This window comes from Acidovorax sp. GW821-FHT09B03, from assembly GCF_059418305.1.
This window is the reverse complement of record NZ_JBWKPP010000002.1, coordinates 203,276-228,841: the sequence shown is the minus strand read 5'-3', so window position 1 is coordinate 228,841 and position 25,566 is coordinate 203,276. Positions and strand designations below refer to the sequence as shown.

General features: G+C 68.6%; 23 protein-coding genes. 17 read left to right on the top strand and 6 right to left on the bottom strand.

The annotated features are described in order from the left end of the window. Window positions 1-10 precede the first annotated feature (10 nt). Together AC07PA_RS04390 and AC07PA_RS04385 are read right to left on the bottom strand one after the other, a co-directional pair. The gene (locus AC07PA_RS04390; protein ID WP_494604427.1) at window positions 11-1,282 is read right to left on the bottom strand and encodes an RsmB/NOP family class I SAM-dependent RNA methyltransferase; all 1,272 of its coding nucleotides are present in this window, start codon (window positions 1,280-1,282) and stop codon (window positions 11-13) included. 60 nt (window positions 1,283-1,342) lie between these two features. Beyond that, entirely contained in the window at window positions 1,343-3,199 is a 1,857-nt protein-coding gene (locus tag AC07PA_RS04385) for a M48 family metallopeptidase (protein WP_494604425.1), read from the bottom strand. A gap of 45 nt (window positions 3,200-3,244) precedes the next feature. On the opposite strand from AC07PA_RS04385, the gene AC07PA_RS04380 reads away from it, so the two are divergent. From AC07PA_RS04380 to AC07PA_RS04370, 3 genes are all read left to right on the top strand, one after another. Next, window positions 3,245-3,514, top strand: coding sequence for a DUF1653 domain-containing protein (locus AC07PA_RS04380; protein WP_494604424.1), 270 nt, complete (start codon window positions 3,245-3,247; stop codon window positions 3,512-3,514). A gap of 217 nt (window positions 3,515-3,731) precedes the next feature. After that, window positions 3,732-4,700 (top strand): XopAW family type III secretion system calcium-binding effector, encoded by a 969-nt coding sequence (gene xopAW / locus AC07PA_RS04375; RefSeq protein WP_494604422.1) that lies wholly within the window; start codon window positions 3,732-3,734, stop codon window positions 4,698-4,700. 209 nt (window positions 4,701-4,909) lie between these two features. Further along, the gene (locus tag AC07PA_RS04370) at window positions 4,910-5,464 is read left to right on the top strand and encodes a hypothetical protein (RefSeq protein WP_494604420.1); all 555 of its coding nucleotides are present in this window, start codon (window positions 4,910-4,912) and stop codon (window positions 5,462-5,464) included. Between the two features lie 7 nt (window positions 5,465-5,471). On the opposite strand, the gene purN is transcribed toward AC07PA_RS04370, so the two are convergent. After that, a complete protein-coding gene (gene purN / locus AC07PA_RS04365) occupies window positions 5,472-6,056 on the bottom strand; it encodes a phosphoribosylglycinamide formyltransferase (RefSeq protein ID WP_494604733.1) in 585 nt (194 codons plus the stop codon). 39 nt (window positions 6,057-6,095) lie between these two features. Between purN and AC07PA_RS04360 the strand changes: the two genes are divergently transcribed. The 4 genes from AC07PA_RS04360 (at window position 6,096) to AC07PA_RS04345 (ending at window position 10,624) form a co-directional block, all read left to right on the top strand. Next, on the top strand, window positions 6,096-6,794 hold the full coding sequence (locus tag AC07PA_RS04360) for a YceH family protein (RefSeq protein ID WP_007852900.1): 699 nt from the start codon (window positions 6,096-6,098) through the stop codon (window positions 6,792-6,794). 46 nt (window positions 6,795-6,840) lie between these two features. Next, window positions 6,841-8,022: an acyl-CoA dehydrogenase family protein gene (locus AC07PA_RS04355; RefSeq protein WP_007852898.1), complete on the top strand. Its 1,182-nt coding sequence runs from the start codon at window positions 6,841-6,843 to the stop codon at window positions 8,020-8,022. A gap of 12 nt (window positions 8,023-8,034) precedes the next feature. Beyond that, on the top strand, window positions 8,035-9,150 hold the full coding sequence (locus AC07PA_RS04350) for an acyl-CoA dehydrogenase family protein (protein WP_007852896.1): 1,116 nt from the start codon (window positions 8,035-8,037) through the stop codon (window positions 9,148-9,150). A gap of 79 nt (window positions 9,151-9,229) precedes the next feature. Further along, on the top strand, window positions 9,230-10,624 hold the full coding sequence (locus AC07PA_RS04345; RefSeq protein ID WP_494604417.1) for an alpha/beta fold hydrolase: 1,395 nt from the start codon (window positions 9,230-9,232) through the stop codon (window positions 10,622-10,624). Window positions 10,625-10,773: 149 nt separating this feature from the next. Here AC07PA_RS04345 and AC07PA_RS04340 read toward each other — a convergent pair whose 3' ends face one another. Continuing rightward, window positions 10,774-11,331, bottom strand: a complete 558-nt coding sequence (locus AC07PA_RS04340) for an HNH endonuclease (RefSeq protein WP_007852885.1) — start codon at window positions 11,329-11,331, stop codon at window positions 10,774-10,776. 169 nt (window positions 11,332-11,500) lie between these two features. Between AC07PA_RS04340 and AC07PA_RS04335 the strand changes: the two genes are divergently transcribed. The 10 genes from AC07PA_RS04335 to AC07PA_RS04290 all read left to right on the top strand — a co-directional run bounded on the left by AC07PA_RS04335 (window position 11,501) and on the right by AC07PA_RS04290 (window position 23,729). Further along, a complete protein-coding gene (locus AC07PA_RS04335; RefSeq protein WP_494604415.1) occupies window positions 11,501-12,553 on the top strand; it encodes a bifunctional riboflavin kinase/FAD synthetase in 1,053 nt (350 codons plus the stop codon). A 113-nt stretch (window positions 12,554-12,666) separates the two neighbouring features. Beyond that, on the top strand, window positions 12,667-15,525 hold the full coding sequence (gene ileS / locus AC07PA_RS04330; protein ID WP_494604413.1) for an isoleucine--tRNA ligase: 2,859 nt from the start codon (window positions 12,667-12,669) through the stop codon (window positions 15,523-15,525). Beyond that, window positions 15,525-16,031: a signal peptidase II gene (lspA, locus tag AC07PA_RS04325; protein ID WP_007852878.1), complete on the top strand. Its 507-nt coding sequence runs from the start codon at window positions 15,525-15,527 to the stop codon at window positions 16,029-16,031. The genes ileS and lspA overlap by 1 nt, the downstream gene beginning before the upstream one ends. 132 nt (window positions 16,032-16,163) lie before the next feature. Next, window positions 16,164-17,156, top strand: coding sequence for a LacI family DNA-binding transcriptional regulator (locus tag AC07PA_RS04320; protein ID WP_145695520.1), 993 nt, complete (start codon window positions 16,164-16,166; stop codon window positions 17,154-17,156). Window positions 17,157-17,205: 49 nt separating this feature from the next. Next, window positions 17,206-18,219, top strand: a complete 1,014-nt coding sequence (locus AC07PA_RS04315) for an ABC transporter substrate-binding protein (RefSeq protein ID WP_145695521.1) — start codon at window positions 17,206-17,208, stop codon at window positions 18,217-18,219. 5 nt (window positions 18,220-18,224) lie between these two features. Continuing rightward, the gene (locus AC07PA_RS04310; RefSeq protein WP_145695522.1) at window positions 18,225-19,040 is read left to right on the top strand and encodes an ABC transporter permease subunit; all 816 of its coding nucleotides are present in this window, start codon (window positions 18,225-18,227) and stop codon (window positions 19,038-19,040) included. Between the two features lie 7 nt (window positions 19,041-19,047). After that, window positions 19,048-19,848, top strand: coding sequence for an ABC transporter permease (locus AC07PA_RS04305; protein ID WP_494604410.1), 801 nt, complete (start codon window positions 19,048-19,050; stop codon window positions 19,846-19,848). Beyond that, window positions 19,838-20,905, top strand: coding sequence for an ABC transporter ATP-binding protein (locus AC07PA_RS04300; protein ID WP_494604408.1), 1,068 nt, complete (start codon window positions 19,838-19,840; stop codon window positions 20,903-20,905). The genes AC07PA_RS04305 and AC07PA_RS04300 overlap by 11 nt, the downstream gene beginning before the upstream one ends. An 18-nt stretch (window positions 20,906-20,923) precedes the next feature. Further along, on the top strand, window positions 20,924-21,751 hold the full coding sequence (locus tag AC07PA_RS04295) for a phosphodiesterase (RefSeq protein ID WP_494604406.1): 828 nt from the start codon (window positions 20,924-20,926) through the stop codon (window positions 21,749-21,751). A 319-nt stretch (window positions 21,752-22,070) separates the two neighbouring features. After that, the gene (locus tag AC07PA_RS04290) at window positions 22,071-23,729 is read left to right on the top strand and encodes a Na/Pi cotransporter family protein (RefSeq protein WP_007852862.1); all 1,659 of its coding nucleotides are present in this window, start codon (window positions 22,071-22,073) and stop codon (window positions 23,727-23,729) included. A 9-nt stretch (window positions 23,730-23,738) separates the two neighbouring features. On the opposite strand, the gene AC07PA_RS04285 is transcribed toward AC07PA_RS04290, so the two are convergent. Together AC07PA_RS04285 and AC07PA_RS04280 are read right to left on the bottom strand one after the other, a co-directional pair. Then, window positions 23,739-24,554, bottom strand: a complete 816-nt coding sequence (locus tag AC07PA_RS04285; RefSeq protein WP_494604404.1) for an NUDIX hydrolase — start codon at window positions 24,552-24,554, stop codon at window positions 23,739-23,741. Next, a complete protein-coding gene (locus AC07PA_RS04280) occupies window positions 24,551-25,534 on the bottom strand; it encodes a quinone oxidoreductase family protein (protein WP_494604402.1) in 984 nt (327 codons plus the stop codon). Before AC07PA_RS04280 ends, AC07PA_RS04285 begins: the two co-directional genes overlap by 4 nt. Between the last annotated feature and the right edge of the window lie 32 nt (window positions 25,535-25,566).

Genomic DNA, 25,566 nt, shown 5'->3' with positions numbered 1-25,566 from the left:
CAGGGGGTGCTTACTTCCTTGTCCAGCCCGCAGCAAAGAACCCGTCGGTCTGGTGGATATGGGGCCACAGGCGCAGATAACCAGTGCCCGAGGCGCCGCCGCTGCACAATTTTTCGGCACCTTCCACCTTGAGCTGGGTGAGCGCTTCGCCCGCATCCAGCGGCACGAAATCGGGGTGGGCGGCCGTGAAGGCGTCCGCAATCGCCTCGTTTTCCTGCGGCAGGATGCTGCAGGTGGCATACACCAGCCGGCCACCCGACTTGAGCAGGCGTGCTGCGCTGGCCAGGATGGCGGTCTGCTTGGCGACCAGTTCCTCGACCGACTGGGGCGACTGGCGCCACTTGAGATCGGGGTTGCGGCGCAGGGTACCGAGGCCCGAGCAGGGCGCATCGACCAGCACCCGGTCGATCTTGCCGGCCAGGCGCTTGATGCGATCGTCGCGCTCGTGCGCAATGGCGGCCGGGTGCACGTTGGACAGCCCGCTGCGCGCCAGGCGCGGCTTCAGGGCGTCGAGCCGGTGGCCCGACACGTCGAAGGCGTACAGGCGCCCGGTGTTGCGCATGGTGGCGCCGATGGCCAGGGTCTTGCCGCCCGCGCCGGCGCAGAAGTCGACCACCATCTCACCGCGCTTGGCGTCCAGCAGCAGGGCCAGCAGCTGCGAGCCTTCGTCCTGCACTTCCACGGCGCCGCGCGTGAACACGTCGAGCTTGGCCAGCGCCGGCTTGCCATCGATGCGCAGGCCCCAGGGGGAGTACGGCGTGGGCACGGCCTTGATGCCCGCCTTGGCGAGTTCCTTTTGCACATCGGCGCGCTTGTCCTGCAGGGCATTCACGCGCAGGTCCAGCGGTGCGGCGTTCGACAGGCTTTCCACCAGCGGCCAGAAGCCCGCGCCCAGCTGGTCCTTGAGCGGCTGCACCAGCCACTCGGGCAGGTTGTGGCGGTGGCGCTCCATGAGGTCGCCGGCGGTCACGCCATCGCACTGTTCGAGCCACTTCCTTTCCTGATCGGTCAGGGCGCCCAGAAGGAAATCGCGCGGGCCGTAGAAACCCAGGATGGCCAGGCGGCGCTCCCGGGGACCGGAGCCCGAGGGCGCCATGTGGTCGAACAGCAGCTTCTTGCGCAGCACGGTGTAGACCGTTTCGGCCAGCGTGGCACGCTCGCGCGGCCCCAGGCCCCGGTTGTCACGGAAAAAGCGCGACACCACCGCATCGGCGGGGTGTTCGAAAGTGAGGGTCAGCCTGACGAGTTCGGCACAGGCGTCGAGAAGAACTTTGGGATGCATATCCCCTCTATTGTCCCACTCTGGCCTGTAAACCCTTGATTTTTGCTTTCGCCGGCCCTTTCAACGGGTGAATACCGGATCGAAAGCAGAACGCTGGATCTCTTTCAGCGTGGGCGATTCGCCGGCCCACAGCACCAGGGCCGGGCCGGGCAGGCTGAGCTGGCGCTCCATGGCGCGGCACAGCTGGTAGCGGCTGCCATCGTCCAGGTCGGGCAGGTCCACGAAGACCAGGTAGGCGCGGCGCTGGGGGTGTTCTCGCAGGTTCTTGCGCACCAGCCAGCAACGCTCCACATCGGAATAGCGCACCAGCTCGGCCTGCAATTCCTCGAGCTCGAAGGGGCTCAGGTCGTGGCGCGTGGTCTGGCTGAAGAAAGAGGCGCCCGAGAGTTCCTCCCAGGCACGCTCCTCGGACTCCTGGGCGCGCTCGAGCCGTTTGCGCCACTGCTTGAAGGCGGCGGCATCGTGGTCGTGGCCCAGGCGCGGGGTTTCCAGCTCGGCCAGCGCGGTGCGCGCGGTCCAGTAGCGGTCGCCGCTGCCGGCCTCCCACAGGCGGTGCAGCAGGGCCATCTTGCCCTCGCGGTCCTCGGGCGCCAGGCACTGCACCAGCCCGCGCAGCGCACCTGGGTAGTCGGTGCTGCGCGCCAGCGCGGTCTCGTAAACGCCGCGCACATCGGCCCGAGGGTCCAGGTGGCGTTGCAGGCGCGCCAGCTCCACCAGTTCCGCGGCACTGGCCTGGGGCATGCCGGCCTGCAGGACCTGGGCACGGTCGCGCACCCTGCCCAGCCAGCCGTGGTGGCGCTTCCACTCGCCCGCGTTGTCGCGGCACCATTGCTTGTCGAAATGCGCCACCCAGCGCTTGGCCTCGGAGCCCAGCAGGGCCAGGGCCCCTCCGCGCGACCACTCGGCCGGCAGGGTGGGCACGGCGTCCAGCGCTTCCAGGCGATCGCGCAGGCCCGGGTGCGTGTCGTCCACATTGCTGATGCGCTTGAGCGCCTGGCGCAGCGCATCGTTGGCAAACGCGGCCTCCGGCACTTCGGACAGGCGCTTGCGCATGGCCCGGTAGGGCCCCACGGGCAAGGGATTGCCAGCAGCCTCGCTCCAGTGACCGCCCCAGAAATTGTCGTGCAGCCACTCGCCGCGCACCTCGATCTCGATCAGCGCGGCGGCGGCAACGTCGCGCCCCAGCAGCTTGCCGGCGATGCGGTCGGCCTCGTATTCGTCCTGGCGCGCCAGTGCGAAGGTCTTGGCCACAAAACGGGGGAAATACCAGCGCATGAAGGCCTGGGTGGCCACGGCCACGGCGCCTTCGTCGTCCTCCAGGCTGCTGTTCAGGCGCATCCAGGACAGCCGGGTGCGGTAGATCCAGGCCGCAAACCGGCCATGGTCGCCGCGCAGGTGGCCGTACTCGTGCGCCAGCACGGCCAGAAAGCGCGGCCGGTCCAGCGCCAGCAGCAGCGGCAGGCCGATGGTCAGGTAGTTCACGGCGCCGCCCAGCAGCCCATAGCGCGGCAACTGCTGGATGCTGGCGTTGAATTCGTCGTTCAGGTACACATGGTGGATGGGCGGGCCCTTGATCTTGCGGCGCATGCGCTCCAGGGCCTCGAACAGCTCGGGCGCCTCCAGCGCTGTGATCTCCATGCCCTTGGGCTCGTCCACGCGCACCCAGAGGGCGCGGATACTCACCCACAGCAGGCTGGCCGCACCCAGCAGAACGAACACCAGCACCAGCCGGAACCGGCCATTGAGCAGCTGCGGCAGGACCCAGGCGATCAGACCGGCGCCCACGGCCAGGCAACCGAGCACCCAGGCATAGCCCAGCGCGGCGAACGCAGCCACGCCAAGCCGGTACCGGCGGCTGTTGTCTGCGCTGTCATGCTCGCTCATGCGCACCAGGTGCACAAAATCTGCCTGATCCACTGGATTTCCCCCTCAACCTTGTTTTTTGACCACCTGCCATCCTAAATGACCGACGACGACCTGCCCCAATTCACCCCCACCCCGCCCGGTCTGTACCGCCACTACAAGGGCATGCTCTACGAGGTGATCGACACCGTGCGCCACAGCGAGACCCTGGAGCCCATGACGCTGTACCGCGCGCTGTACGGCCAGCGCGGCCTGTGGGTGCGCCCGGCGGCCATGTTCGCCGAAGCAGTGCTGATCGATGGCCGCATGCGCCCGCGCTTCGAAAAATGCGCCGACGATGGCCTTTCCCCGCCCCCGGCCCACCCCTGAACCGGCGACCTGCACCGACCACCGGGGCCAAACCGCCGAACTGGCAGGCATTGACCCGCCAGTTCGGCCGATCACGCCCTCCATTGTGTCCCCATGGACACAAACCGTACAAACCGCCTTGACCTGGCCTTTGAAGAATGGACCTGGGCCATGGCCGGCGTTGTTCGCCACCCCGGGGAGCACGGGCCGCGGCCCGCAACCCTTGGAAGGAACGACGATGACGAGCATCACAAGCAGCGTCAGCAGTGCCTGGTCCAGTGCAAGCGTGCAGCGGGCGCAACGCCCGGCGCCCTCGCCGGAGCGGCTGCTGGCCAAGATAGACGCAGACGGCAGCGGCGGCGTGAGCGACACCGAACTGCAGGGACTGCTGGACGATGTCGCCAAGAAGACCGGTGTCAGCAGCCAGGCCAGTGCTGCCGACCTGGTCAAGCAGTACGACAGCGACGGCGACGGCAGCCTCAACGCCGACGAACTGGGCAAGACGCTGCAGAGCGCCATGCCCCCGCCCCCCTCGACCATGGCCTTTGCCCAGTCGCGCAGCGACACCGGCGGCACGGGGGCCACGGGCCAGGCGGGAGACGACCTGTTCGGCAAGGTGGACACCGATGGCGACGGCGGCGTGAGCCAGACCGAGCTGCAAGCCTTGCTCGAGAAGATGTCCGGCGGCACGGCCAGCAAGACCGGTGTCAGCAGCGACGAGCTGTTCAGCCACCTCGATGCGGATGGCGACGGCAGCCTCTCGGAGGCCGAATTCGACGCGGGGCGGCCTTCGGGCGGGGCCGGCGCGGGCGCCGTGGGCGGCATGCCGCCGCCACCGCCGGGCGGCCCCGGGGGGCCTGCCGGGGCCTCCGCCAGCAACAGCACGACCTACGACCCGCTCGATACCAACGAGGATGGCGTGGTCTCTGCCGCCGAGCAGGCGGCGGGTGCGGCCCAGACGGATGCGGTCGCGGCGCTGTTCAAGGCCATCGACACCGATGGCGACAACAGCATCGGCAGCGAGGAGGCCCAGGCCTTCGTCGACCAGCTGACCCGCCAGTTCAGCAACGCCAGCGCCAGCAGCCAGTCGCCGGAGGGCGGGCAAAAGACGGACCTGGTGAAGCTGGCCCAGCTGGCGCGCAGCCAGTACGAGGCCGCCGCTGGCGCCTGGTCGCCCTCGGGCAGCACGCTGAGCGCACTGGCCTGACGGCAGGCACGTGGGGCGGCTTGCAGGGCCTGCACTTGCGCCGCCACGCCGCAAAGTCCTACAGCCCGGGCACCCGCTCCGGGCTATCTTCAAAGCCATGACCTACTTGCCCCATGCCGCCACCGGCTGACCGCGGGACCCTACCGCCAGCCCCGGACAGGGGCATTGCATGCGCCGCATCGCCGTGTGCACACGACCCGGAGCACACCATGGACTATCTTCTGCAAGGAATGTTCGGCGAAAAATCGCTGACCAAGGTCGTCGGGCTGTTTGCCCGCGAAACGGAGGCGGACATCGCCGTTCGCCGACTGCTGCGGCTGCCCGGCATGCAGCGGGAGCAAATCCGGCTGCTGGGCCCCGAGCATGCCGACCTGCGCGCCCAGGACCTGCTCAGCGAAGCCCTGGAGCCACAGCCCCGTGGCCTGTTCACCACCCTGGTCCGCGCGCACGCCATCGCCGGGCTCACCGGTGCAGTGCTGGGCCTGCTGACATTTGCCTACCTGGTGGCCACCAACGAACCCGCGGTGCTCAGCAACCCCCTGCTGGCCTTCATGGCCATCGTGGGTTTCGGCAGCACCTTCGGTCTCATGCTGGGCGCACTGGCCGCGCTGCGGCCCGACCGCATCTGGGTCATCGTCCGGGTGCGGTCCGCCCTGCGCAAGCGACAATGGGTGGTGGTGGCGCACCCGACCGACTCGCACCAGACCGCCCTGGCCCAGGATCTGCTGGAAAGCAGCGAGGCCCAGGTGGTGCGCACCCTCTGAAACGCGATCAGGCCAGGGCTGCCACGAACGCCCGCACGGCGCGCGGGTAGATCACATGCTCCTGGGCCTGCACTCGGGCCGCCAGCACCTCGGCCGTGTCATACGGCAGCACGGGAACCACCGCCTGGTCCAGGATGGGGCCCACGTCCAGCTCATCGGTGACCTGGTGCACGGTGACCCCGGCGACCTTGCAGCCGGCGTCGATGGCCCGCTGGTGGGTGTTCAGCCCTGTGAACGCCGGCAGCAGCGAGGGGTGGATGTTGATCAGCCGGCCGGCATAGCGCGCCACAAAGCCCGGGGTGAGAATGCGCATGAAGCCGGCCAGCACCACCAGCGCGGGTTGGTACTGGTCGATGGCCTGCGCCAGCGCGGCATCGAATGCCTCCCGACTCTCGAAGGCCTTATGGTCGAGCGCCTCGGTGGCAATGCCTTCGCCGCGTGCAAACGTCAGCCCCGCGGCATCGGCCTTGTTGCTCAGCACGGCGGCCACGCGGGCGCCGTGGCGCCGGGCCCAGTCTTCCTGTTGCGCGGTACGCACGATGGCAGCCATGTTGGAACCGCTGCCGGAGATCAAAATCACGATGTTCTTCATAAATTGCACGACGACGCTCAACCCCGGATTATCCCTGCCATGCCCTTCGAACCCGCAAACCGCCCCCTGACCGCGAACGAGGCCCGCGTGCTGGCCACGCTGATGGAAAAGGCCCGCACCGTGCCCGACAGCTACCCGATGTCGCTCAACGGCCTGCTCACGGGCTGCAACCAGAAGACCAGCCGCGAGCCGGTGATGAACCTGAGCGACGCCGAGGCGCAGGAGGCGCTCGACTCCCTGCGCCAGCTCACCCTGGCGTTCGAGACCAGCGGCAACCGCACCACGCGCTGGGAGCACAATTTCCAGCGCGGCGTAGGCGTGCCCGAACAATCGGCCGTGCTGCTGGGCCTGCTCATGCTGCGCGGGCCCCAGACGGCGGGCGAGCTGCGCATCAACGCCGAGCGCTGGTACCGGTTTGCCGACATTTCATCGGTCGAGGCCTTCCTGGACGAACTGCAGGAGCGCAGCGCCGAAAAGGGCGGCCCGCTGGTGGTGCTGCTGCCGCGGGCCCCCGGGGCGCGCGAGCAGCGCTGGGCGCACTTGCTGTGCGGGGCAGTGGACACCAGCAGCAGTGCCGGCGCGCCCACCCCTGGCGGCGGCGCAACGACCGCGCTGCAGGCCCGTGTCCAGGCGCTGGAGACCGAGGTGGCCGGCCTGCGCGCCACGGTCGAGCGGCTGTGCGCCGAGCTGGGCATCGCCCCGGCGGCGCAGGCGATGTCGCCACCCGGACAGGAATAAAACGAACGACCGTGCTACAAACAGGACTTCTCAGGAGACAAGCCGCATGGATCTCGCATTCACCCCCGAAGAACAGGCCTTCCGCGACGAAGTTCGCGCATGGGTCCGCAGCAATCTGCCCCCCGCCATTTCCCACAAGGTGCACAACGCCTTGCGCCTGACCCGCGACGACCTGCAGGGCTGGGCCAAGATACTGGGCAAGAAGGGCTGGCTCGGCTTTGGCTGGCCCAAGGAATTCGGCGGCCCCGGCTGGACCGCCGTGCAAAAGCACCTGTTCGAAGAAGAGTGCGCCCTCGCCGGCGCACCGCGCATCATCCCCTTCGGCCCCGTGATGGTGGCCCCGGTGATCATGGCCTTCGGCAATGCCGAGCAGCAAAAGCGCTTTCTGCCCGGCATCGCCAGCGGCGAAGTCTGGTGGAGCCAGGGCTACAGCGAACCGGGCTCGGGCTCGGACCTGGCCTCGGTCAAGACCCGCGCCGAGCGCGTGGGCGACAAGTACATCGTCAACGGCCAGAAGACCTGGACCACGCTGGGCCAGTACGGCGACTGGATGTTCAATCTGGTGCGCACCAGCACCGAGGGCAAGCCGCAGACGGGCATCTCCTTCCTGCTGCTGGACATGAAGTCGCCCGGCGTGACCGTGCGCCCGATCAAGCTGCTGGACGGCGAGTGCGAGGTCAACGAGGTGTTCTTCGACAACGTCGAAGTGCCGGCCGAGAACCTGATCGGCGAAGAAAACAAGGGCTGGACCTACGCCAAGCACCTCTTGAGCCACGAGCGCACCAACATCGCCGACGTGAACCGCAGCAAGCGCGAGCTGGAGCGCCTCAAGCGCATCGCCAAGGCCGAAGGCCTGTGGGATGACACGCGCTTTCGCGACCAGGTGGCCCTGCTCGAAGTGGACATCGTGGCCCTCGAAATGCTGGTGCTGCGCGTGCTGTCGGCCGAAAAGTCGGGCAAGAACTCGCTCGACATCGCCGGCCTGCTCAAGATCCGCGGCAGCGAGATCCAGCAGCGCTATGCCGAGCTGATGATGCTGGCGGCCGGCCCCTTCGCCCTGCCCTTCATCGAAGAGGCCATGGAAGCCGGCTGGCAAGGCGACTTCCCTGGCGGCGAGGTGGCCAATGCGCCCCTGGCATCGACCTACTTCAACCTGCGCAAGACCACCATTTACGGCGGCTCGAACGAAGTGCAGCGCAACATCGTTGCGCAGACGGTTCTGGGCTAAGGAGACAAGAGCATGGATTTCGATTTTTCCGACGACCAGGAACAACTGCGCGACGCCGTGCGCAAGTGGGTGGACAAGGGCTACAGCTTCGAGCGCCGCCGTGCGGCGGTGGAGGCCGGTGGCTTCTCGCGCGACGCCTGGAATGAACTGGCCGAGCTCGGCTTGACGGCACTGACCGTGCCTGAGGACAACGGCGGCCTGGGCCAGACCGCCATCGATGCGATGGTGGTGGCCGAGGAACTGGGACGCGGCATGGTGCTCGAGCCCCTGGCGCAGGCTTTCATTGCCAGTGCCGTGCTCTCGCAGTACGCACCGGCCGAGGTGCAGGGCGCCTGGCTGCCCCGCGTGGCCAGCGGCGAAGCCCTGGTGGTGCTGGCCCAGCAGGAGCGCAAGGCGCGCTACCGCCTGGATGTGTGCGATGCCAAGGCCACGGCAGCCGCCGGTGGCCACAGCGTGACCGGTACCAAGAGCATCGTCGCCGCGGGCGACCAGGCCGACGCCTTCCTCGTACCGGCCCAGCTGGACGGCAAGATCGCGCTGTTCCTGGTGGAGCGCTCGGCCAGCGGCGTGGCCACGAAGGGCTACGTCACGCAGGACGGCAGCCGCGCCGCCGAAGTGCAACTGGCCAATGCCCCCGCCACCCTGGTCACCACCGACGGCCTGGCCGCGCTGGAACTGGCCGTGGACACCGGCATTGCCGCCACCTGCGCCGAAGCCGTGGGCGTGATGGACAAGACCGTGGCCGCCACGGTCGAGTACATGAACCAGCGCAAGCAGTTCGGCGTGCTGATCTCTAGCTTCCAGGCCCTGCGCCACCGCGTGGCCGACATGAAGATGCAGCTCGAGCTGGCCCGCTCGATGAGCTACTACGCCAGCCTCAAGCTGGGTGCCCCCGCCGCCGAGCGCCGCGCCGCCATGGCCCGCGCCAAGGTGCAGCTGGGCCAGTCCATGCGCTTCGTGGGCCAGCAATCTGTGCAGCTGCACGGCGGCATCGGCGTGACCGACGAGTACATCGGCAGCCACTACTTCAAGAAACTCACGCAGCTGGAAATGGCCTTTGGCGACACGCTGCACCACCTGGGCGAGGTGTCGGCCCGCATGCAGGACACGGCTGGCGTGTTTGCCTGACGCAGGCACGTAACACCCGCATGACATGCTCGTGGATCACCCGGTCCACGGGCATTTTTCATTTCTGGAGAAGAACACGATGACGACGATGATTTCCCTGCACCGCCGCTTGGCACTGATCGCCACAGCCACTGCCGCGCTGGCCCTCACGGGTTGCGCCACCTCCGGCTCGTCACAAGAGGCCTTACCGCCCATCGTTTTCGTGCATGGCAACGGCGACACGGCGGCGTTGTGGCAGACCACGGCGTGGCGCTTCGAGTCCAACGGCTGGCCGCGCGAGCGCCTGCACGCCATCGACGTGCCCTACCCGCTCAACCGTGACGACGACGGCAAAGCCCAGCCCGGCCGCACCTCGGCGGCCGAGCACATGGCCTACCTCAAGGCCGAGGTGGACAAGGTGCGCCAGGCCACGGGCGCCAGCAAGGTGGTGCTGATCGGCAACTCGCGTGGCGGCAATGCGATCCGCAACTACATCCAGAACGGCGGCGGCGACCAGACCGTGAGCCATGCCATTCTGGGCGGCACGCCCAACCATGGCGTCTGGGCGATCCCGGGCTTTCGCGAAGACAACGAGTTCGCGGGCACCGGCCCCTTCCTCAAGGGCCTGAACGCGCCCAAGAACGCCGCAGGCGATGAGGTCACTGGCCCCGTGCGCTGGTTGACCGTGCGCTCGGACGGCAACGACAAGTTCGCCCAGCCCGACGGCCTGTGGATCGGCCAGAAGGGCACGGCCACGAATGTCACGGCGGCCGGCCCCGAGCTCAAGGGCGCGACCAACGTGGTGCTCCCGCGCATCGACCACCGCGAGACCTCGTACTCGCAGGCCGCGTTTGCAGCCGCCTACCAGTTCATTACCGGCAAGGCACCTGCGGCAGCCGCCATTGCCAATGAGGCGCGTGTGGCCCTGTCGGGCAAGGTCACCGGCCTGGGCGTGGACCCGCTCGATGCCAAGACCGGCAATTTCAGCAACAACCTGCCCCTGCCCGGCGCCCAGCTGGAGGTCTATGCCACCGACCCGGCCACGGGTGCCCGCAGCGGCAATGCCCTGCTGCGCACCACCGTGGCGGCCGATGGCCAGTGGGGCCCCCTGGTGGTGCCCACCGGCGCACCGCTGGAATTCGCCATCACCGCACCCGGCTACGCCACCACCCACATCTACCGCAGCGGCTTTCCGCGCAGCAGCACCATCGTGCACCTGCGCGCCGAGCGTATCGCCGATGCCGACAAGACCGCCGCCAGCGTGGTCAGCATGACGCGCCCCCGCGGCTACCTGGACCCGGAGCGCGACCAGATGCTGTTCGACGGTGTGCCCCCCGTGGGCGTGCCGGCCGGCGCCGGCGCGGCCTCGGCCAAGATCAAGCCCGAAGGGGCGGCCCAGCGCAGCGTGGCCGCGCAGTTCAATGGCGAGCGGGTGGTGGGACAGACCTGGCCGGCTGCCAACGGACATCTGGTGTTTCTGGAACTCACCTACTAAGAACAAATACCCAGGCTTTGTATTTGCGCCGCTCCACCCCAAGAGTGGTCAAGACGGCCCTTATGGCTAGGCGTTTCGTCGCAGGCAGTACGCTAGTACGGCAAGACGGAACAACGACGCCAGAAGGGTCGTATTGGCCGCTCCACCCGCTAGGCGAGAAGACGCGAAGATTTGGGGACGTGGGCCATCAAGAATTCCATCTGATCTGCAAGAATTCTTCTGTTGCGCAGGATGAAGTCTTCCCACAGGCTGGGCACATAGGGCGCATAGAGCAGCGGCATGTGCGCCTGCTCCGGGGTGCGCGGCCCCTTGCGGTGGTTGCAGGGGCGGCAGGCCGTGACCACATTCATCCAGTGGTCCTGTCCGTTACGCGCGAAGGGCACGATGTGTTCGCGCGTGAGGTTGTCTTCGTGGAAATGCCCGCCGCAGTAGGCGCACACGTTGCGGTCGCGGATGAAGAGCTTGCTGTTGGTCAGGCCCGGCTTGAGGTCGAAGGGGTTGATGCTGGGTACGCCCTTGGTGCCGATGATGCTGTTGACGGCGATCACCGACTGCTCGCCCGTGACGGCGTTGTAGCCGCCGCGAAAAAGCGCGACCTCGCCGCCGGACTCCCAGCGCACTTCGCCGGCTGCGTAATGGGTGACGGCCTGCTCCAGCGATATCCACGACTGGGGCAGCCCCTGGGCTGACAGCTTCAAGACCTTCAAAACACGCCTCCTGGAACAAGAATGAACACAAGGAATCGGAACGCGGATGTCTCGCGGACCCCACTGCGCTGTGAAGTCCGTGGTACACAATATACTCTGTTTTCGTGACAGATTGGCGTCTGGTGCTTTACCCATCGGCCCAAGCTGCTATCAAAAAGATAACAAATCAATGAAGATCTTCCGCGGATTCCACCACCCCGGCATCGCCCCCGCCTGCGCGCTGACCATCGGCAACTTCGATGGCGTGCACCGCGGCCACCAGGCCATGCTGGCCCTGCTCAACAGCGAGGCCGCCCATCGCGGGGTGGAGAGCTGCGTGCTGACCTTCGAGCCCCACCCGCGCGACTACTTTGCCGGGGCCCTGCACAAGCCCGAGCTGGCACCGGCGCGCGTGGGCACCCTGCGCGACAAGCTCACCGAGCTGGCACGCTGTGGCGTGCAGCAGACGGTGGTGCTGCCCTTCGACGCGCGGCTGGCAGCCCAGTCGCCCCAGGCCTTCATCGACGAGGTGCTGGTCCGGGGTCTGGGCGCGCGCTATGTGCTGGTGGGCGACGACTTCCGCTTCGGCGCCCAGCGCGCGGGCGACTACGCGCTGCTGGACGCCACGGGCCAGACCCGGGGCTTCGACGTGGCACGCATGAACAGCTACGAGGTGCACGGGCTGCGCGTGTCGAGCTCGGCCGTGCGCCAGGCGCTGGGCCAGGGCGACATGGAGGCCGCCGCCCGGTTGCTGGGCCGGCCGTACTCCATCTCGGGCCACGTGGTGCATGGCCGCAAGCTCGGGCGCGAACTGGGTGCCACGGCCGAGGGTGCGGGCGACGGTTTTCGCACGCTGAACCTGCGCTTTGCCCACTGGAAACCCGCCGCCAGCGGCATCTTCGCCGTGCTCGTGCACGGCCTGGGCGAGACCCCGCTGCCGGGCGTGGCCAACCTGGGCGTGCGCCCCTCGCTGGACCCCGACGACGTGAACGGCGGGCGCGTGCTGCTGGAGACGCATTGCCTGCAATGGCCCGCCGATCTGGGGGCCGAAGGGGCGTACGGTAAAATCGTGCGGGTGGAACTGCTGCACAAACTGCACGACGAGCTCAAGTACGACGGTCTGGATGCCCTGACGACGGGCATTGCCAAGGACTGTGCTGATGCGCGCGCCTATTTCGCGTCGGCCCACGCACCCACCAACCACACCGAGACCCGGCGCCAGACCACGCGCGACCGAATTTGAGGGGGCTGCCTGCGCAGCGCCTGCCCTGCAGGCCGGATACCTCCCCACACCCCTTCTTTCTTCCCGCTTTTGCTCCGGGCCTGCCCCGGAATGCCCCGTTTTAAGGCTCCCCCATGTCCGACAACGCCAGTACCACCGAATCCACCGCCCCGGATTACCGCAGCACCCTGAACCTGCCCGACACCCCCTTCCCCATGCGCGGCGACCTGCCCAAGCGCGAGCCGGGCTGGGTCAAGGAGTGGGAGGACAAGGGCCTGTACAAGCGCCTGCGCGACGCGCGCTGCGGTGCGCCCAAGTTCATCCTGCACGACGGCCCGCCCTATGCCAACGGCCAGATCCACATGGGCCACGCGGTCAACAAGATCCTCAAGGACATGATCACCAAGGCGCGCCAGCTCGAGGGCTTCGACGCGCTGTACGTGCCCGGCTGGGACTGCCATGGCCTGCCGATCGAGAACGCCATCGAGAAGAAGCACGGCCGCAACCTGAGTCGCGACGACATGCAGGCCAAGAGCCGCGCCTACGCCACGGAACAGATCGCGCAGCAGATGGGCGACTTCCAGCGCCTGGGCGTGCTCGGCGAATGGGACAACCCCTACAAGACCATGAACTTCGCCAACGAAGCGGGCGAGATCCGGGCCTTCAAGCGCGTGATGGAGCGCGGCTTCGTCTACCGCGGCCTCAAGCCCGTGTACTGGTGCTTCGACTGCGGCAGCTCGCTGGCCGAGTTCGAGATCGAATACGCCGACAAGAAGAGCACCACGCTGGATGTGGCCTTCAAGGCGCACGAGCCCGCCAAGCTGGCGGCCGCCTTCGGCCTGCCGGCGCTGGCCAAGGATGCCTTCGTGGTGATCTGGACCACCACCGCCTGGACCATCCCCGCCAACCAGGCGCTGAACCTGAACCCGGCGCTGACCTATGCGCTGGTGGACACCGAGCGCGGCCTGCTGGTGCTGGCCGAGTCGCTGGTGGAAGACTGCATGGCACGCTACGGCCTGACCGGCCAGGTGCTGGCCACGGCCCTGGGTGAAAAGCTCGGAGGCCTGGAGTTCGAGCACCCGCTGTACGACGTCGATGCCGGCTACCGCCGCCTGTCGCCCGTGTACCTGGCCGACTACGCCACGGCCGATGACGGTACCGGTATCGTGCACTCCTCGCCCGCCTATGGGCTGGAGGATTTCAACTCCTGCGTGTCCCACGGGCTGGCGCTCGACGACATCCTGAACCCCGTGCAGGGCAACGGCACCTATGCGCCGGACTTCCCGCTGTTCGGCGGCCAGCACATCTGGAAAGCCGTGCCGGTCGTCATCGAGGCGCTGCGCGACGCCGGCCGCCTGATGGCCACCAAGGACATCACCCACAGCTACCCGCACTGCTGGCGCCACAAGACGCCGGTGATCTACCGCGCGGCCGCGCAGTGGTTCATCCGCATGGACGAAGGCGAAGGCGTGTTCACCAAGGCCGGTGAAAAGCCCGCCAAGACGCTGCGCCAGATCGCGCTGGACGCCATCGAGCACACCAGCTTCTACCCCGAGAACGGCAAGACCCGCCTGCACGACATGATCGCCGGGCGGCCCGACTGGTGCATCTCGCGCCAGCGCAGCTGGGGCGTGCCCATCCCGTTCTTCCTGCACAAGGACTCGGGCGAGCTGCACCCGCGCACCATGGAAATCATGGACCAGGCGGCCGACATCGTCGAGAAGGGCGGCATCGAGGCCTGGAGCCGTGTGACGCCCGAGGAGATCCTGGGCGCCGAGGATGCAGCCTGCTACACCAAGAGCACCGACATCCTGGAGGTGTGGTTCGACTCGGGTTCGACCTTCTTCCACGTGCTGCGCGGCACGCACCCTGGCGTGCACCACGACACCGGCCCCGAGGCCGACCTGTACCTGGAAGGCCATGACCAGCACCGCGGCTGGTTCCACAGCTCGCTGCTGCTGGCCAGCGCGCTCGAAGGCCGCGCGCCCTACCGCGGCCTGCTGACGCACGGTTTCACCGTGGACAGCCAGGGCCGCAAGATGAGCAAGTCGCTGGGCAACGGCATCGATCCGCAGGAGATCAACAAGAAGCTGGGCGCCGAAATCATCCGCCTGTGGGTCGCCGCGAGCGACTACTCGGGCGACATCGCGGGCGATGAGAAGATCCTGGCGCGTGTGGTCGACGCCTACCGCCGCATCCGCAACACGCTGCGCTTCCTGCTGGCCAACGTGAGCGATTTCGACCCTGCCACCGACACCGTGCCTTTCGACCAGATGCTGGAGATCGACCGCTATGCGCTGACGCGCGCGGCCGAGTTCCAGGCCACGGTGCTCGCGCACTACAAGGTCTACGAGTTCCACCCCGTGGTGGCCAAGCTGCAGCTGTACTGCTCGGAAGACCTGGGCGGCTTCTACCTGGATGTGCTCAAGGACCGCCTGTACACCACGGCGCCCAAGAGCCTGGCACGCCGCAGCGCGCAGACCGCGCTCTACCAGATCACGCACGCCATGCTGCGCTGGATGGCGCCGTTCCTGTCGTTCACGGCCGAAGAGGCGTGGAAAGTGTTCGGCGCGTCCGACTCCATCTTCGTGGAGACCTACGGCTCCATCGCCGGTGCCGACGAAGGCCTGCTGGCCAAGTGGGCGCGCCTGCGCGAGATCCGCGATGGGGTGAACAAGCAGATCGAGGTGCTGCGCGCCGACGGCCAGGTGGGCTCGTCGCTGCAGGCCAGCGTGGTGCTCACCGCGGCGCCCGAGGACCACTCCCTGCTGGCCAGCCTGGGCGAGGACCTGCGCTTCGTGTTCATCACCTCGGCCGTCGAACTGGTGGCCGGCGATGCCCTGCAGATCAGCGTCAAGCCCAGCGCCGACGCCAAGTGCGACCGCTGCTGGCACTACCGCGCCGACGTGGGCCAGGATGCCGCCCACCCGACGATCTGCGGCCGCTGCACGAGCAACCTGTATGGCGCCGGCGAAAGCCGGGTGCACGCGTGATGGCAGCAGCAAGCAGCACCCCCACCTCGGCCCTGGGCCGCATGTGGCCCTGGCTGGCCTGGGCGCTGGTGATCCTGGTCGCCGACCAGATCACCAAGTCGCTGATCCTGGACGCCTACCGCCTGGGCGATGCGACCCCGATCACCAGCTTCTTCAATATCGTGCGCGCGCACAACACCGGCGCGGCCTTCTCCTTCCTGGCCGATGCCGGGGGCTGGCAGCGCTGGGCCTTCACCGGCATCGGCGTGGCCGCCACCCTGTTCATCGTGTGGCAGCTGCGTGCGCATCCGGAACAGAAGCTGTTCTGCTTTGCGCTGTCGAGCATCCTGGGCGGTGCCGTGGGCAACGTGGTGGACCGGCTGATGCACGGCTACGTGGTCGACTTCCTGGACTTCTACGCACGCGGCTGGCACTTCCCGGCCTTCAATCTGGCGGACTCGGCCATCACCGTGGGCGCGGTGTGCTTGGTGCTCGACGAGCTGCTGCGGATGAAGAAAGCGAAGTAGCCGCCCCCCTGCTCCCGCATTCCTGAACGGCCCTCTCGAGGGCCGTTTTGCATGGCCCGGCCCTGGCACCCGGTCACACGCGCGTCACACGGCTTCGCTCCAATGTAAACGTTTACATTGCAACGAGGTTCCATGAGCATCCAGGACGTTGCCCGCCAGGCGGGGGTGTCGGTCGCCACCGTGTCGCGGGTCTTCAACCTGCCCGACAAGGTGACGCCGGCCACGCGCGAGCATGTGCAGCAGGTGGCCCAGGCCCTGGGCTACCTGCCCAACGCCAGCGCGCGCACCTTGCGCACCCAGCGCAGCCGCGTGATCGGCGTGGTGCTGCCCACCCTGCTCAACCCGGTGTTCGCCGAATGCCTGCAGGGCCTTGCGCAAGCGGCCGTCGCCGCCGGTTACGCCATCCTGCCGTTTGCCACCGAGTACCAGATCGCCCAGGAAGACCGGGCCGTGCACCTGCTCCTGGCCGGCAACGTGGACGGCATGGTCCTCGTGGTCTCCAACCCGGCCACGTCGAGCGCACTGCAGCGTCTGGCCGAAGCCGGCCTGCCCTACGTGCTGGCCTACAACCGGCACCCCGACCACCCCTGCGTCTCGGTGGATGGCGAGCAGGCCGTGGCCGAACTGGTGGCGCACCTGGCATCTCTCGGGCACCGGCGCATCACCATGGTCAGCGGCCAGCTCGCCGCATCGGACCGGGCGCAGCAGCGCAGCCGGGGCTTTCACCTCGGCATGGCCGCCGCCGGCCTGCCCGCAGGGCCGGTGCGCGAGGTGCCCTTCATCGAAACCGCGGTGCAGGATGTCACGGCCCTGCTGCAAGGCCCTGGTCGCCCCACGGCCCTGGTCTGCTCCAACGACCTGCTGGCCATCCGCAGCATCCGCGCCGCCCACCTGGCCGGCCTGGCCGTGCCGCGCGACCTGAGCGTGGCGGGTTTCGACGGCATCGCCCTGGGCGAAGACCTGACCCCCATGCTGAGCACCGTGGCCCAGCCCAACGCAGATATCGGCCGCTGCAGCGTGCAGCTGCTGGTGCAGGCCATGGCCAGCGGCACGCCGCTGGCACCCGACGCCGGGCTGACCCTGGCACACCACTTTCGCACCGGTGAGTCCTGCGCCCCTGCCTGATCCCTCTTTCGTCCACCTCCCCCGCCACCTCTCTCCACAGGAGTTCCCGATGACCCTTCCGCTCACCCATTTCATGCGTGCCGCCGCGCTCGCCCTGGGCCTGGCCGCCAGCGGCGCAGCCATGGCACAGACGGCCATCTGCTACAACTGCCCGCCCGAATGGGCCGACTGGGGCAGCCAGATCAAGGCCATCAAGGCCAAGACCGGCATCACCGTGCCACCGGACAACAAGAACTCGGGCCAGTCGCTGGCGCAGCTCGCGGCCGAGAAGGCCAGCCCCGTGGCCGACGTGACCTACCTGGGCGTGACCTTTGCGATCCAGGCGCACAAGGACGGCCTGATCGCGCCCTACCAACCGGCCGCCTGGAAGGACATCCCCGATGGCCTCAAGGACCCGGCTGGCCACTGGTTCAGCATCCATTCGGGCACCCTCGGCTTCATGGTCAACGTGGATGCGCTCAAGGGCAAGCCCGTGCCGCAATCGTGGGCCGACCTGCTCAAGCCCGACTACAAGGGCCTGATCGGCTACCTGGACCCGGCCTCGGCCTTCGTGGGCTACGTGGGCGCCGTGGCCGCCAACCAGGCGCGCGGCGGCACGCTGGAGAACTTCGCCCCTGGCATCGACTACTTCAAGGCCCTGCAGAAGAACGAGCCCATCGTGCCCAAGCAGACCTCGTATGCGCGCGTGCTCTCGGGCGAGATCGCGATCCTTTTGGACTACGACTTCAACGCCTACCGCGCCAAGTACAAGGACAAGGCCAACGTGCAGTTCGTGATCCCCGCAGAAGGCACGCTGGTGGTGCCCTACGTGATGGGCCTGGTGGCCGGCGCCCCCCATGCCGCCGATGGCAAAAAGGTGCTGGACTTCGTGCTCTCCGACGAAGGCCAGGCGCTGTGGGCCAATGCCTACCTGCGCCCGGTGCGCGCCAGCGCCATGCCCAAGGAAGTGCAGGCGCGCTTCCTGCCAGCGAGCGAGTACGCGCGTGCCAAGACGGTGGACTACGGCCGCATGGCTGCCGTGCAGAAGGCCTTCTCCGATCGCTACCTCGCTGAAGTGAAGTAAGCGCCATGCGCCACGGCTTCGCACCCTCGCGCACGCTGCTGCTTGCCTGCGCCGCGCCGGCCGTGGCCTTCTTCGCGGCCTTCTGGCTGCTGCCCGTGGCCCTGCTGCTGGCCTTGCCGGCCGGCAAGGGCTGGGCCACCTATTTCGCGGTGCTCACCAATGCCCGCTACCTGCAGAGCCTGCTGCAGACGCTGGGCCTGTCGCTCACCGTCACGCTGGCCACGCTGGTGCTGGGGGCGCTGGTGGGCATCACGCTGGCGCGCCAGCGCTTTCGCGGGCGGCAGCTGCTGCTGTCGCTGCTCACGCTGCCGCTGTCCTTCCCGGGCGTCATCGTGGGTTTCTTCATGATCCTGCTGGGCGGACGCCAGGGGCTGGTGGCCGACCTGTCGGACGCGCTGGGCGCGGGCCGCACCACCTTCGCCTATGGCCTCACGGGCCTGTTCCTGGCCTACCTGTATTTCTCGCTGCCGCGCGCCATCGCCACCTACACCGCGGCGGCGGGCGCCATGGACGCCGCGCTGGAGGAGGCCGCCCGCTCGCTTGGTGCCTCGCGCTGGCGCGTGGCGCGCGACGTGTGGCTGCCCGAGCTGGCCGCCACCACGCTGGGCTGCGGCGCCATCGTCTTCGCCACCGCCATGGGGGCCTTCGGCACGGCCTTCACCCTGGCCAGCAAGTTCGAGGTGCTGCCCATCACCATCTACAACGAGTTCACCAACTACGCCAACTTCGCGTTGGCGGCCAGCCTGTCGATCACGCTGGGGCTGATCACCTGGCTGGTGCTCTGGGCGGCGCGCCGCGCATCCGGCACCTCGGCCTTCTGAAGCATCCATGATGAGAAACGCACGACAAGCCCCCTGGTCCCTGGTGGCGCTCACCGCGCTGGTGGCCCTGTTCATGCTGGCGCCGATTGCGCTGTCGGTCCTGGCCGGGCTGGTGAACAACTACAGCGCGGGCCTCCAAAGCGGCCTCACGCTGCGCTGGCTCGGCGAGGTCTGGGAGAACTATGGCGGCACCGTGGGCGCCTCGCTGCTGCTGGCGCTGCTGTGCGTGGCGGGCAACCTGCTGATCGGCGTGCCCTGCGCCTATGCCCTGGCGCGCAGCCGCTCGCGCTGGGCGCGGCTGTTCGAGGAATTGCTGACCCTGCCCGTGGCCGTGCCGGGGCTGGCCAGCGCGCTGGCGCTGATCCTGGCCTACGGCACGCTCTCGGGCTTTCGCCAGAGCTTCGCCTTCATCCTCGTCGGGCACATGGTGTTCACCCTGCCCTTCATGGTGCGCACCGTGGGCGCGGCCTTTCAGAAGGACGAACTGCGCTCGCTCGAAGAAGCTGCGCGCTCGCTGGGCGCCAGCTTCACGCAGCGCTTCCTCGGGGTGCTGGTGCCCGCCGTGCTGCCGGCCATCGTGGCGGGCAGCCTGATGGTGTTCACGCTGTCGGTGGGCGAATTCAACCTCACCTGGATGCTGCACACCCCGCTCACGCGCACCCTGCCCGTGGGCCTGGCCGACAGCTATGCCTCCATGCGCATCGAGATCGGCTCGGCCTACACGCTGGTCTTCCTGATCGTCATCCTGCCCGTGCTGTGGGGCCTGCAGGCCCTCGGCAGCCTCATCGAGAAACACCATGGAACTTGAACGCACGCGCGTGGACGTGGTCCACTGCGCCAAGACCTATGCCGACGGCACACGCGGCCTGCAACCCACCGACCTCACGGTGGAGCCCGGCGAGGTGCTGGCCCTGCTGGGCCCCTCGGGCTGCGGCAAGACCACCCTGCTGCGCCTGATCGCCGGGCTGGAGTCGCCCGACGCGGGCAGCCGCATCGCCTTTGGCGGCACGGACGTGACGCAGCTGCCCATCGAGCAGCGCGGCATCGGCATGGTGTTCCAGCACTACGCACTGTTCCCGCAGATGACGGTGGCCGCCAACATCGGCTACGGCCTGCGCATCCGCGGTGCCGATGCCGCCGAGCAGCGCCGCGTGGTCGGCGAGCTGGTGGACCTGGTGCGCCTGAACGGGCTGGAGGGCAAGCGCCCCGCCGAGCTGTCGGGTGGCCAGCGCCAGCGCGTGGCCCTGGCGCGCGCGGTGGCCGTGCGGCCGCGCGTGCTGCTGCTCGACGAGCCCCTGACCGCGCTGGACGCCAAGCTCAAGGAGTCGCTGCGCGACGAGCTGGCCGAGCTGCTGCGCCGCCTGCACATCACGGCCATCCACGTCACGCATGACCAGCAGGAAGCGCTGGCCATTGCCGACCGCCTGGCGGTGATGCAGGCCGGCCGCATCGTGCAGGTCGGCGATGGCGAGACGCTGTACCGCACGCCGGCCCACCCCTTCGTGGCGGCCTTCCTGGGCAGGGTGAACCGGCTGCAGCGCGACGAGGCGGCGCGCCAGCGCCAGGTGCTGCCCCTGGGCGGGATCGATATGCCCTGCCCTACGGCCTGCGCCGCCGACACCGTGCTGCTGGTGCGGCCCGAGGACATCGAGGTGCAGCCAGGCCCCGCAGAAGGCGATGGCTGGGCCCGCGCCGACGTGGCGCGCCGCAGCTTCCTGGGCGAGCGTGTGCAGCTCACCCTGGCCCTGGCGGGCCAGGCCCCATTGCAGGCCGACGTGCCCCGCGACCACCCGGCCCGCCAGGGCCAGCAGGTGGCCATCCGCATCCGGCCCGAGCACCTCATGCCCAGCCACGGGGCTTCCTGACCACTGCCACGCACTTCCATGACCACCCTGCTGCTGCAACTGTCCGACCTGCATATCCGCGAACCCGGCCGCCTGGCCTATGGCCGCATCAACACCGCGCCCTACCTCGCGCAGGCAGTGCAGACCATGCTGCGCCTGCCGCAGCGGCCCGACGCGCTGGTGATCACCGGCGACCTGACCGACTTCGGCCGCGCGGCCGAGTACGCGCACCTGCGCGCGCTGCTGGCGCCGCTCGGGCCCTTGCCCACCTACCTGCTGCCGGGCAACCACGACGAACGCGCCCAGCTGCGCCAGAGCTTTCCGGAGCACGGCTACCTGGGTACCGATGGCTTCGTGCAGTACTGCGTGCCCGTGGGCGGCCTGACCTTGATCGCGCTGGACACCGTGGTGCCCGGGGCCAGCGAGGGCAGCCTGTGCGGCGAACGCCTGGCCTGGCTGGCCGGTGCGCTCGACGCCCACCGCCACCGCCCCGTGGTGATCGCCATGCACCACCCACCGTTCCAGACCCTGATCGGCCACATGGACGCCATCGGTCTGCTCAGCGGCGCGGCGGAACTCGAAGCGCTGGTGGCACGCCACCCGAACGTGGAGCGCATCGTCTGCGGCCACCTGCACCGCAGCATCCAGGTGCGCTTTGGCGGTTCGATCGCCATGACCGTCCCCTCCCCGGCCCACCAGGTCTGCCTGGACCTGGCGCCCGATGCGGCCTCGGCCTGGACGCTGGAGCCGCCCGGCTTCGGCCTGCATGCCCTTCCCGAGGGGGGTCGCCTGGTGAGCCATGCCGTGGCCAGCGGCGTGTACGAGGGGCCCTACCCCTTCCACGACGGTGGGCAACTGATCGATTGAAGCGGTGGCGGTACGGGGTGCCGCCCGCCTTTTTACCGGCCCGGCCGGCGCAACACACCTTGCCGTGTCATGGACATGGTTCCTGTGCTATGGATTCAGGAGTATGCTAGAGCGTCCGTAATGTGACAGTTTTGTGACTAAAACGGGCGCTCCCATGGTTTGCGGGCTTCGCAAACCCTTCTCGCGCCCGTTCCGGGCAACAGCAGCCTGCCCCGCGGCGCCACCGCTGGTGGGCCCCGGCTGCCCCCAAGGCAGCTGCAGCGGGCATGGCACGTGCTTCACAGTGCAGGTCAAAAATAAGAAAAGTTAGCGTTTACTCATGAAGCATCTCCTGAATCTCCTGGCCGCCGTCGCGCTGCTGATCTGGGGCACGCACCTGGTGCGCACCGGCATCCTGCGCGTGTTCGGCGCCAACCTGCGCCAGCTGATCGCGCACAGCGTCAGCACCCGCATCACCGCCGTGCTGTCGGGCATCGGGGTCACGGCGCTGGTGCAGTCGAGCACGGCCACCGCGCTCATCGTGTCCTCCTTCGTCGGCCAAGGCCTGGTGACCCTGCCCGCGGCCCTGGCCGTGATGCTCGGGGCCGACGTGGGCACCAGCGTGATGGCCGTGGTGTTCTCCATGGACCTCTCGTGGCTGTCGCCACTGTTCATCTTCGTCGGGGTGGTGCTGTTCATCACCCGCAAGGACACGGCCGCCGGCCGCGTGGGCCGCGTGCTGATCGGCCTGGGCCTGATGCTGCTGGCGCTGCGGCTGATCACCGAATCCACCACCGTGCTGACGCAGTCACCCACGGTGCGCACCTTGCTGGGCGCGCTCACCAGCGACCTGCTGCTGGAGATCTTCACCGGCGCAGTGCTGGCCGTGGTGGCCTATTCGAGCCTGGCCACGGTGCTGCTGACCGCCACCCTGGCCGGCTCGGGCGGCATCCCGGTGGACGTGGCGCTGGGCCTGGTGATCGGCGCCAACCTGGGCAGCGGCCTGCTGGCCGTGCTGACCACCATGAAGGCCAATGTGCAGACGCGCCAGGTGCCCCTGGGCAACCTGTTCTTCAAGATCATCGGCGTGGCCATCATGACGCCGCTCACCGGCCTGTGGCTGCAGCACGTGCGCCCGCATGTCCCCGACACGGCCACGCTGGTGGTGCTGTTCCACCTGGCCTTCAACTTGGTGGTGGGCATCATCTGCATCGGCCTCACGGGCACCGTGGCGCGTGCCGTGCAGCGGCTGCTGCCGCAGCCCGATGCGCAGGCCTCGTCGGCCGGCACGCGCCCGCGGCACCTGGACCCCTCGGCCCTGGCGACCCCGTCGCTGGCCATCTCCTGCGCGGCACGCGAGGCCCTGCACCAGGCCGACGTGGTCGAATCCATGATGATCGGCCTGCACACCGTGATCCGCACCGACGACCTCAAGCTGGCGCAGGATCTGCGCAAGCTCGACGACGAGGTGGACGGCCTGTACTCGGCCATCAAGTACTACCTGACCAAGATCTCGCGCGAGGCCCTGGACGAGCGCGAAGGCCGGCGCTGGGCCGACATCATCAGCTTCACCATCAACATGGAGCAGATCGGCGACATCATCGAGCGCGTGCTGATCGACATCGAGGACAAGAAGATCAAGAAGGGCCGCCACTTCTCCGAGGCCGGCATGGAAGAGATCAACGAGCTGCACGCCCGCCTGCTGGACAACCTGCGCCTGGCGATGAGCGTGTTCCTCAACGGCAACGTGCGCGACGCGCAGAAGCTGCTCGAGGAAAAGGCGCGCTTTCGCGACCTGGAGCGCGCCTACTCGGCCACCCACCTGGTGCGCCTGTCGGACAACACGGTGCAGAGCATCGAGACCAGCTCGCTGCACATCGACCTGATCAGCGAGCTCAAGCGCATCAACTCGCTGCTGTGCTCGGTGGCCTACCCGATCCTGGAATCGGCGGGCGCGCTGGCGCCGAGCCGGCTGCGCGCCGCCGTGACGACAGAGTAAGGCGCGCCGCTACGCGCCAGCGGTGGTGGAATCGAGGTAGGCGCCGATCACCAGCCCGGCCTCCTGCGTGAACTCGCTGCGGGCCACCCGCTGCTGCACTTCATCCAGGCCGAGCAGCTCGAAGCGCTCGACCTCGCCGTCCTGGTTGGCGGGCTCCATGCCCGCGGGCACCGTGGCGCGGAACCAGTCGATGCGCTCGACCATGTAGCCGATGCCGCCGCCCTCGCGGCTGGGACGCGAGAACAGCACATGGCCGCCCTGCGCGACATCGGCCAGATCCGCCGTGGCGAGGCCCGCTTCTTCCCAGGTCTCGCGCGCCAGGGCCTGGTCGAGCGTGTCCACGGCCGCGACCATGCCGCCCATCAGGGTGTCCCACATGCCCGGGTTGTTGGGCTTGGTGCGCGAGCGCAGCTGCACCCACATGCGCCCGTCGGGCGCCAGGCCCACCAGGTGCACGGCCCGCGTGGCGATGCCCAGCACGCGCACGGCACCACGCTCCACGGTGGCGATCACCTCGCCCTGGGCGTTGGGCACGGCCAATTGCTCATTGCGCCACGGGCCGCACTGGCCCCGGGCGCGCAGCACGGCGGCGATGGCATTGAGGCCGGCGGTGGCCGGGCCATCCAGGTGCCAGCCACCTGCCGCCCTGTGCAGGCGGTGGCCGCCCTCCAGCGCGGGCGCCACCATGTCCAGCACGCCTTCGGCCACCGAGCCCACCACCTGTCCGGCCACCTGCAGCGGCAACCGGGCCTGCGCCGGCGGTTGCCGGGCAGCGACCCGTGCCGCCGCCAGCCACCCGGCAATGGTCTGCGCGGACGTGCTCACAGCGTGAGGATGGTACAGCCGGTGGTTTTGCGGCCTTCGAGGTCGCGGTGCGCCTGCTGCACCTCGGCCAGCGGGTAGCGCTGGTCGATGTGGATCTTCACCTGGCCGCTGGCCACCACGGCGAACAGGTCGTCGGCCATGGCCTGCGTGCTCTCGCGCGTGGCGATGTGGGTGAACAGGGTTTGGCGCGTGACGTACAGCGAGCCCTTGGCACCGAGCGAGCCCGGTGCGAACGGCGGCACGGGACCCGAGGCATTGCCGAAGCTGGCCATGAGGCCGAAGGGGCGCAGGCATTCGAGCGACTTGTCCCAGGTGTCCTTGCCCACCGAGTCGTACACCACCTTCACGCCCTGGCCGCCGGTGATTTCCTTGACGCGCGCCGCGAAGTCCTCGGTGTTGTAGTTGATGGCATGGGCCGCGCCATTGGCCAGCGCCAGCTGGCACTTCGCATCGGTGCCGGCGGTGCCGATGAGCTGCAGGCCCAGGGCCTTGGCCCACTGGCTGGCGATCAGGCCCACGCCGCCGGCAGCGGCGTGGAACAGCACATGGTCGCCGGCCACGAGGCCCTGCACGGGCAGCGTCTTCTTGAGCAGGTATTGCGCGGTGAGGCCCTTGAGCATCATGGCCGCGCCGGTCTCGAAGCTGATGACATCGGGCAGCTTGCAGACGCACTTGGCCGGCAGCACGCGCAGCTCGCAGTAGCTGCCGGGCGGCTGGCTGGCGTAGGCGGCGCGGTCGCCCACCTTCAGGTGCGTGACGCCCTCGCCCACGGCCTCGACCACGCCAGCGGCCTCCATGCCGATGGTGGCCGGCATGTTCAGGGGGTACAGGCCCGTGCGGTGGTACACGTCGATGAAGTTCAGCCCGATGGCATGGTGGCGGATGCGGATCTCACCCGGGCCGGGCTCGCCCACGGTGACGTCGACGAGGTGGAGTTCTTCGGGGCCGCCATGCTGGCGGATCTGGACGGCGAGGCTCATGGGATCGGTCTCCTGGTGGCTGGGAACGGCGG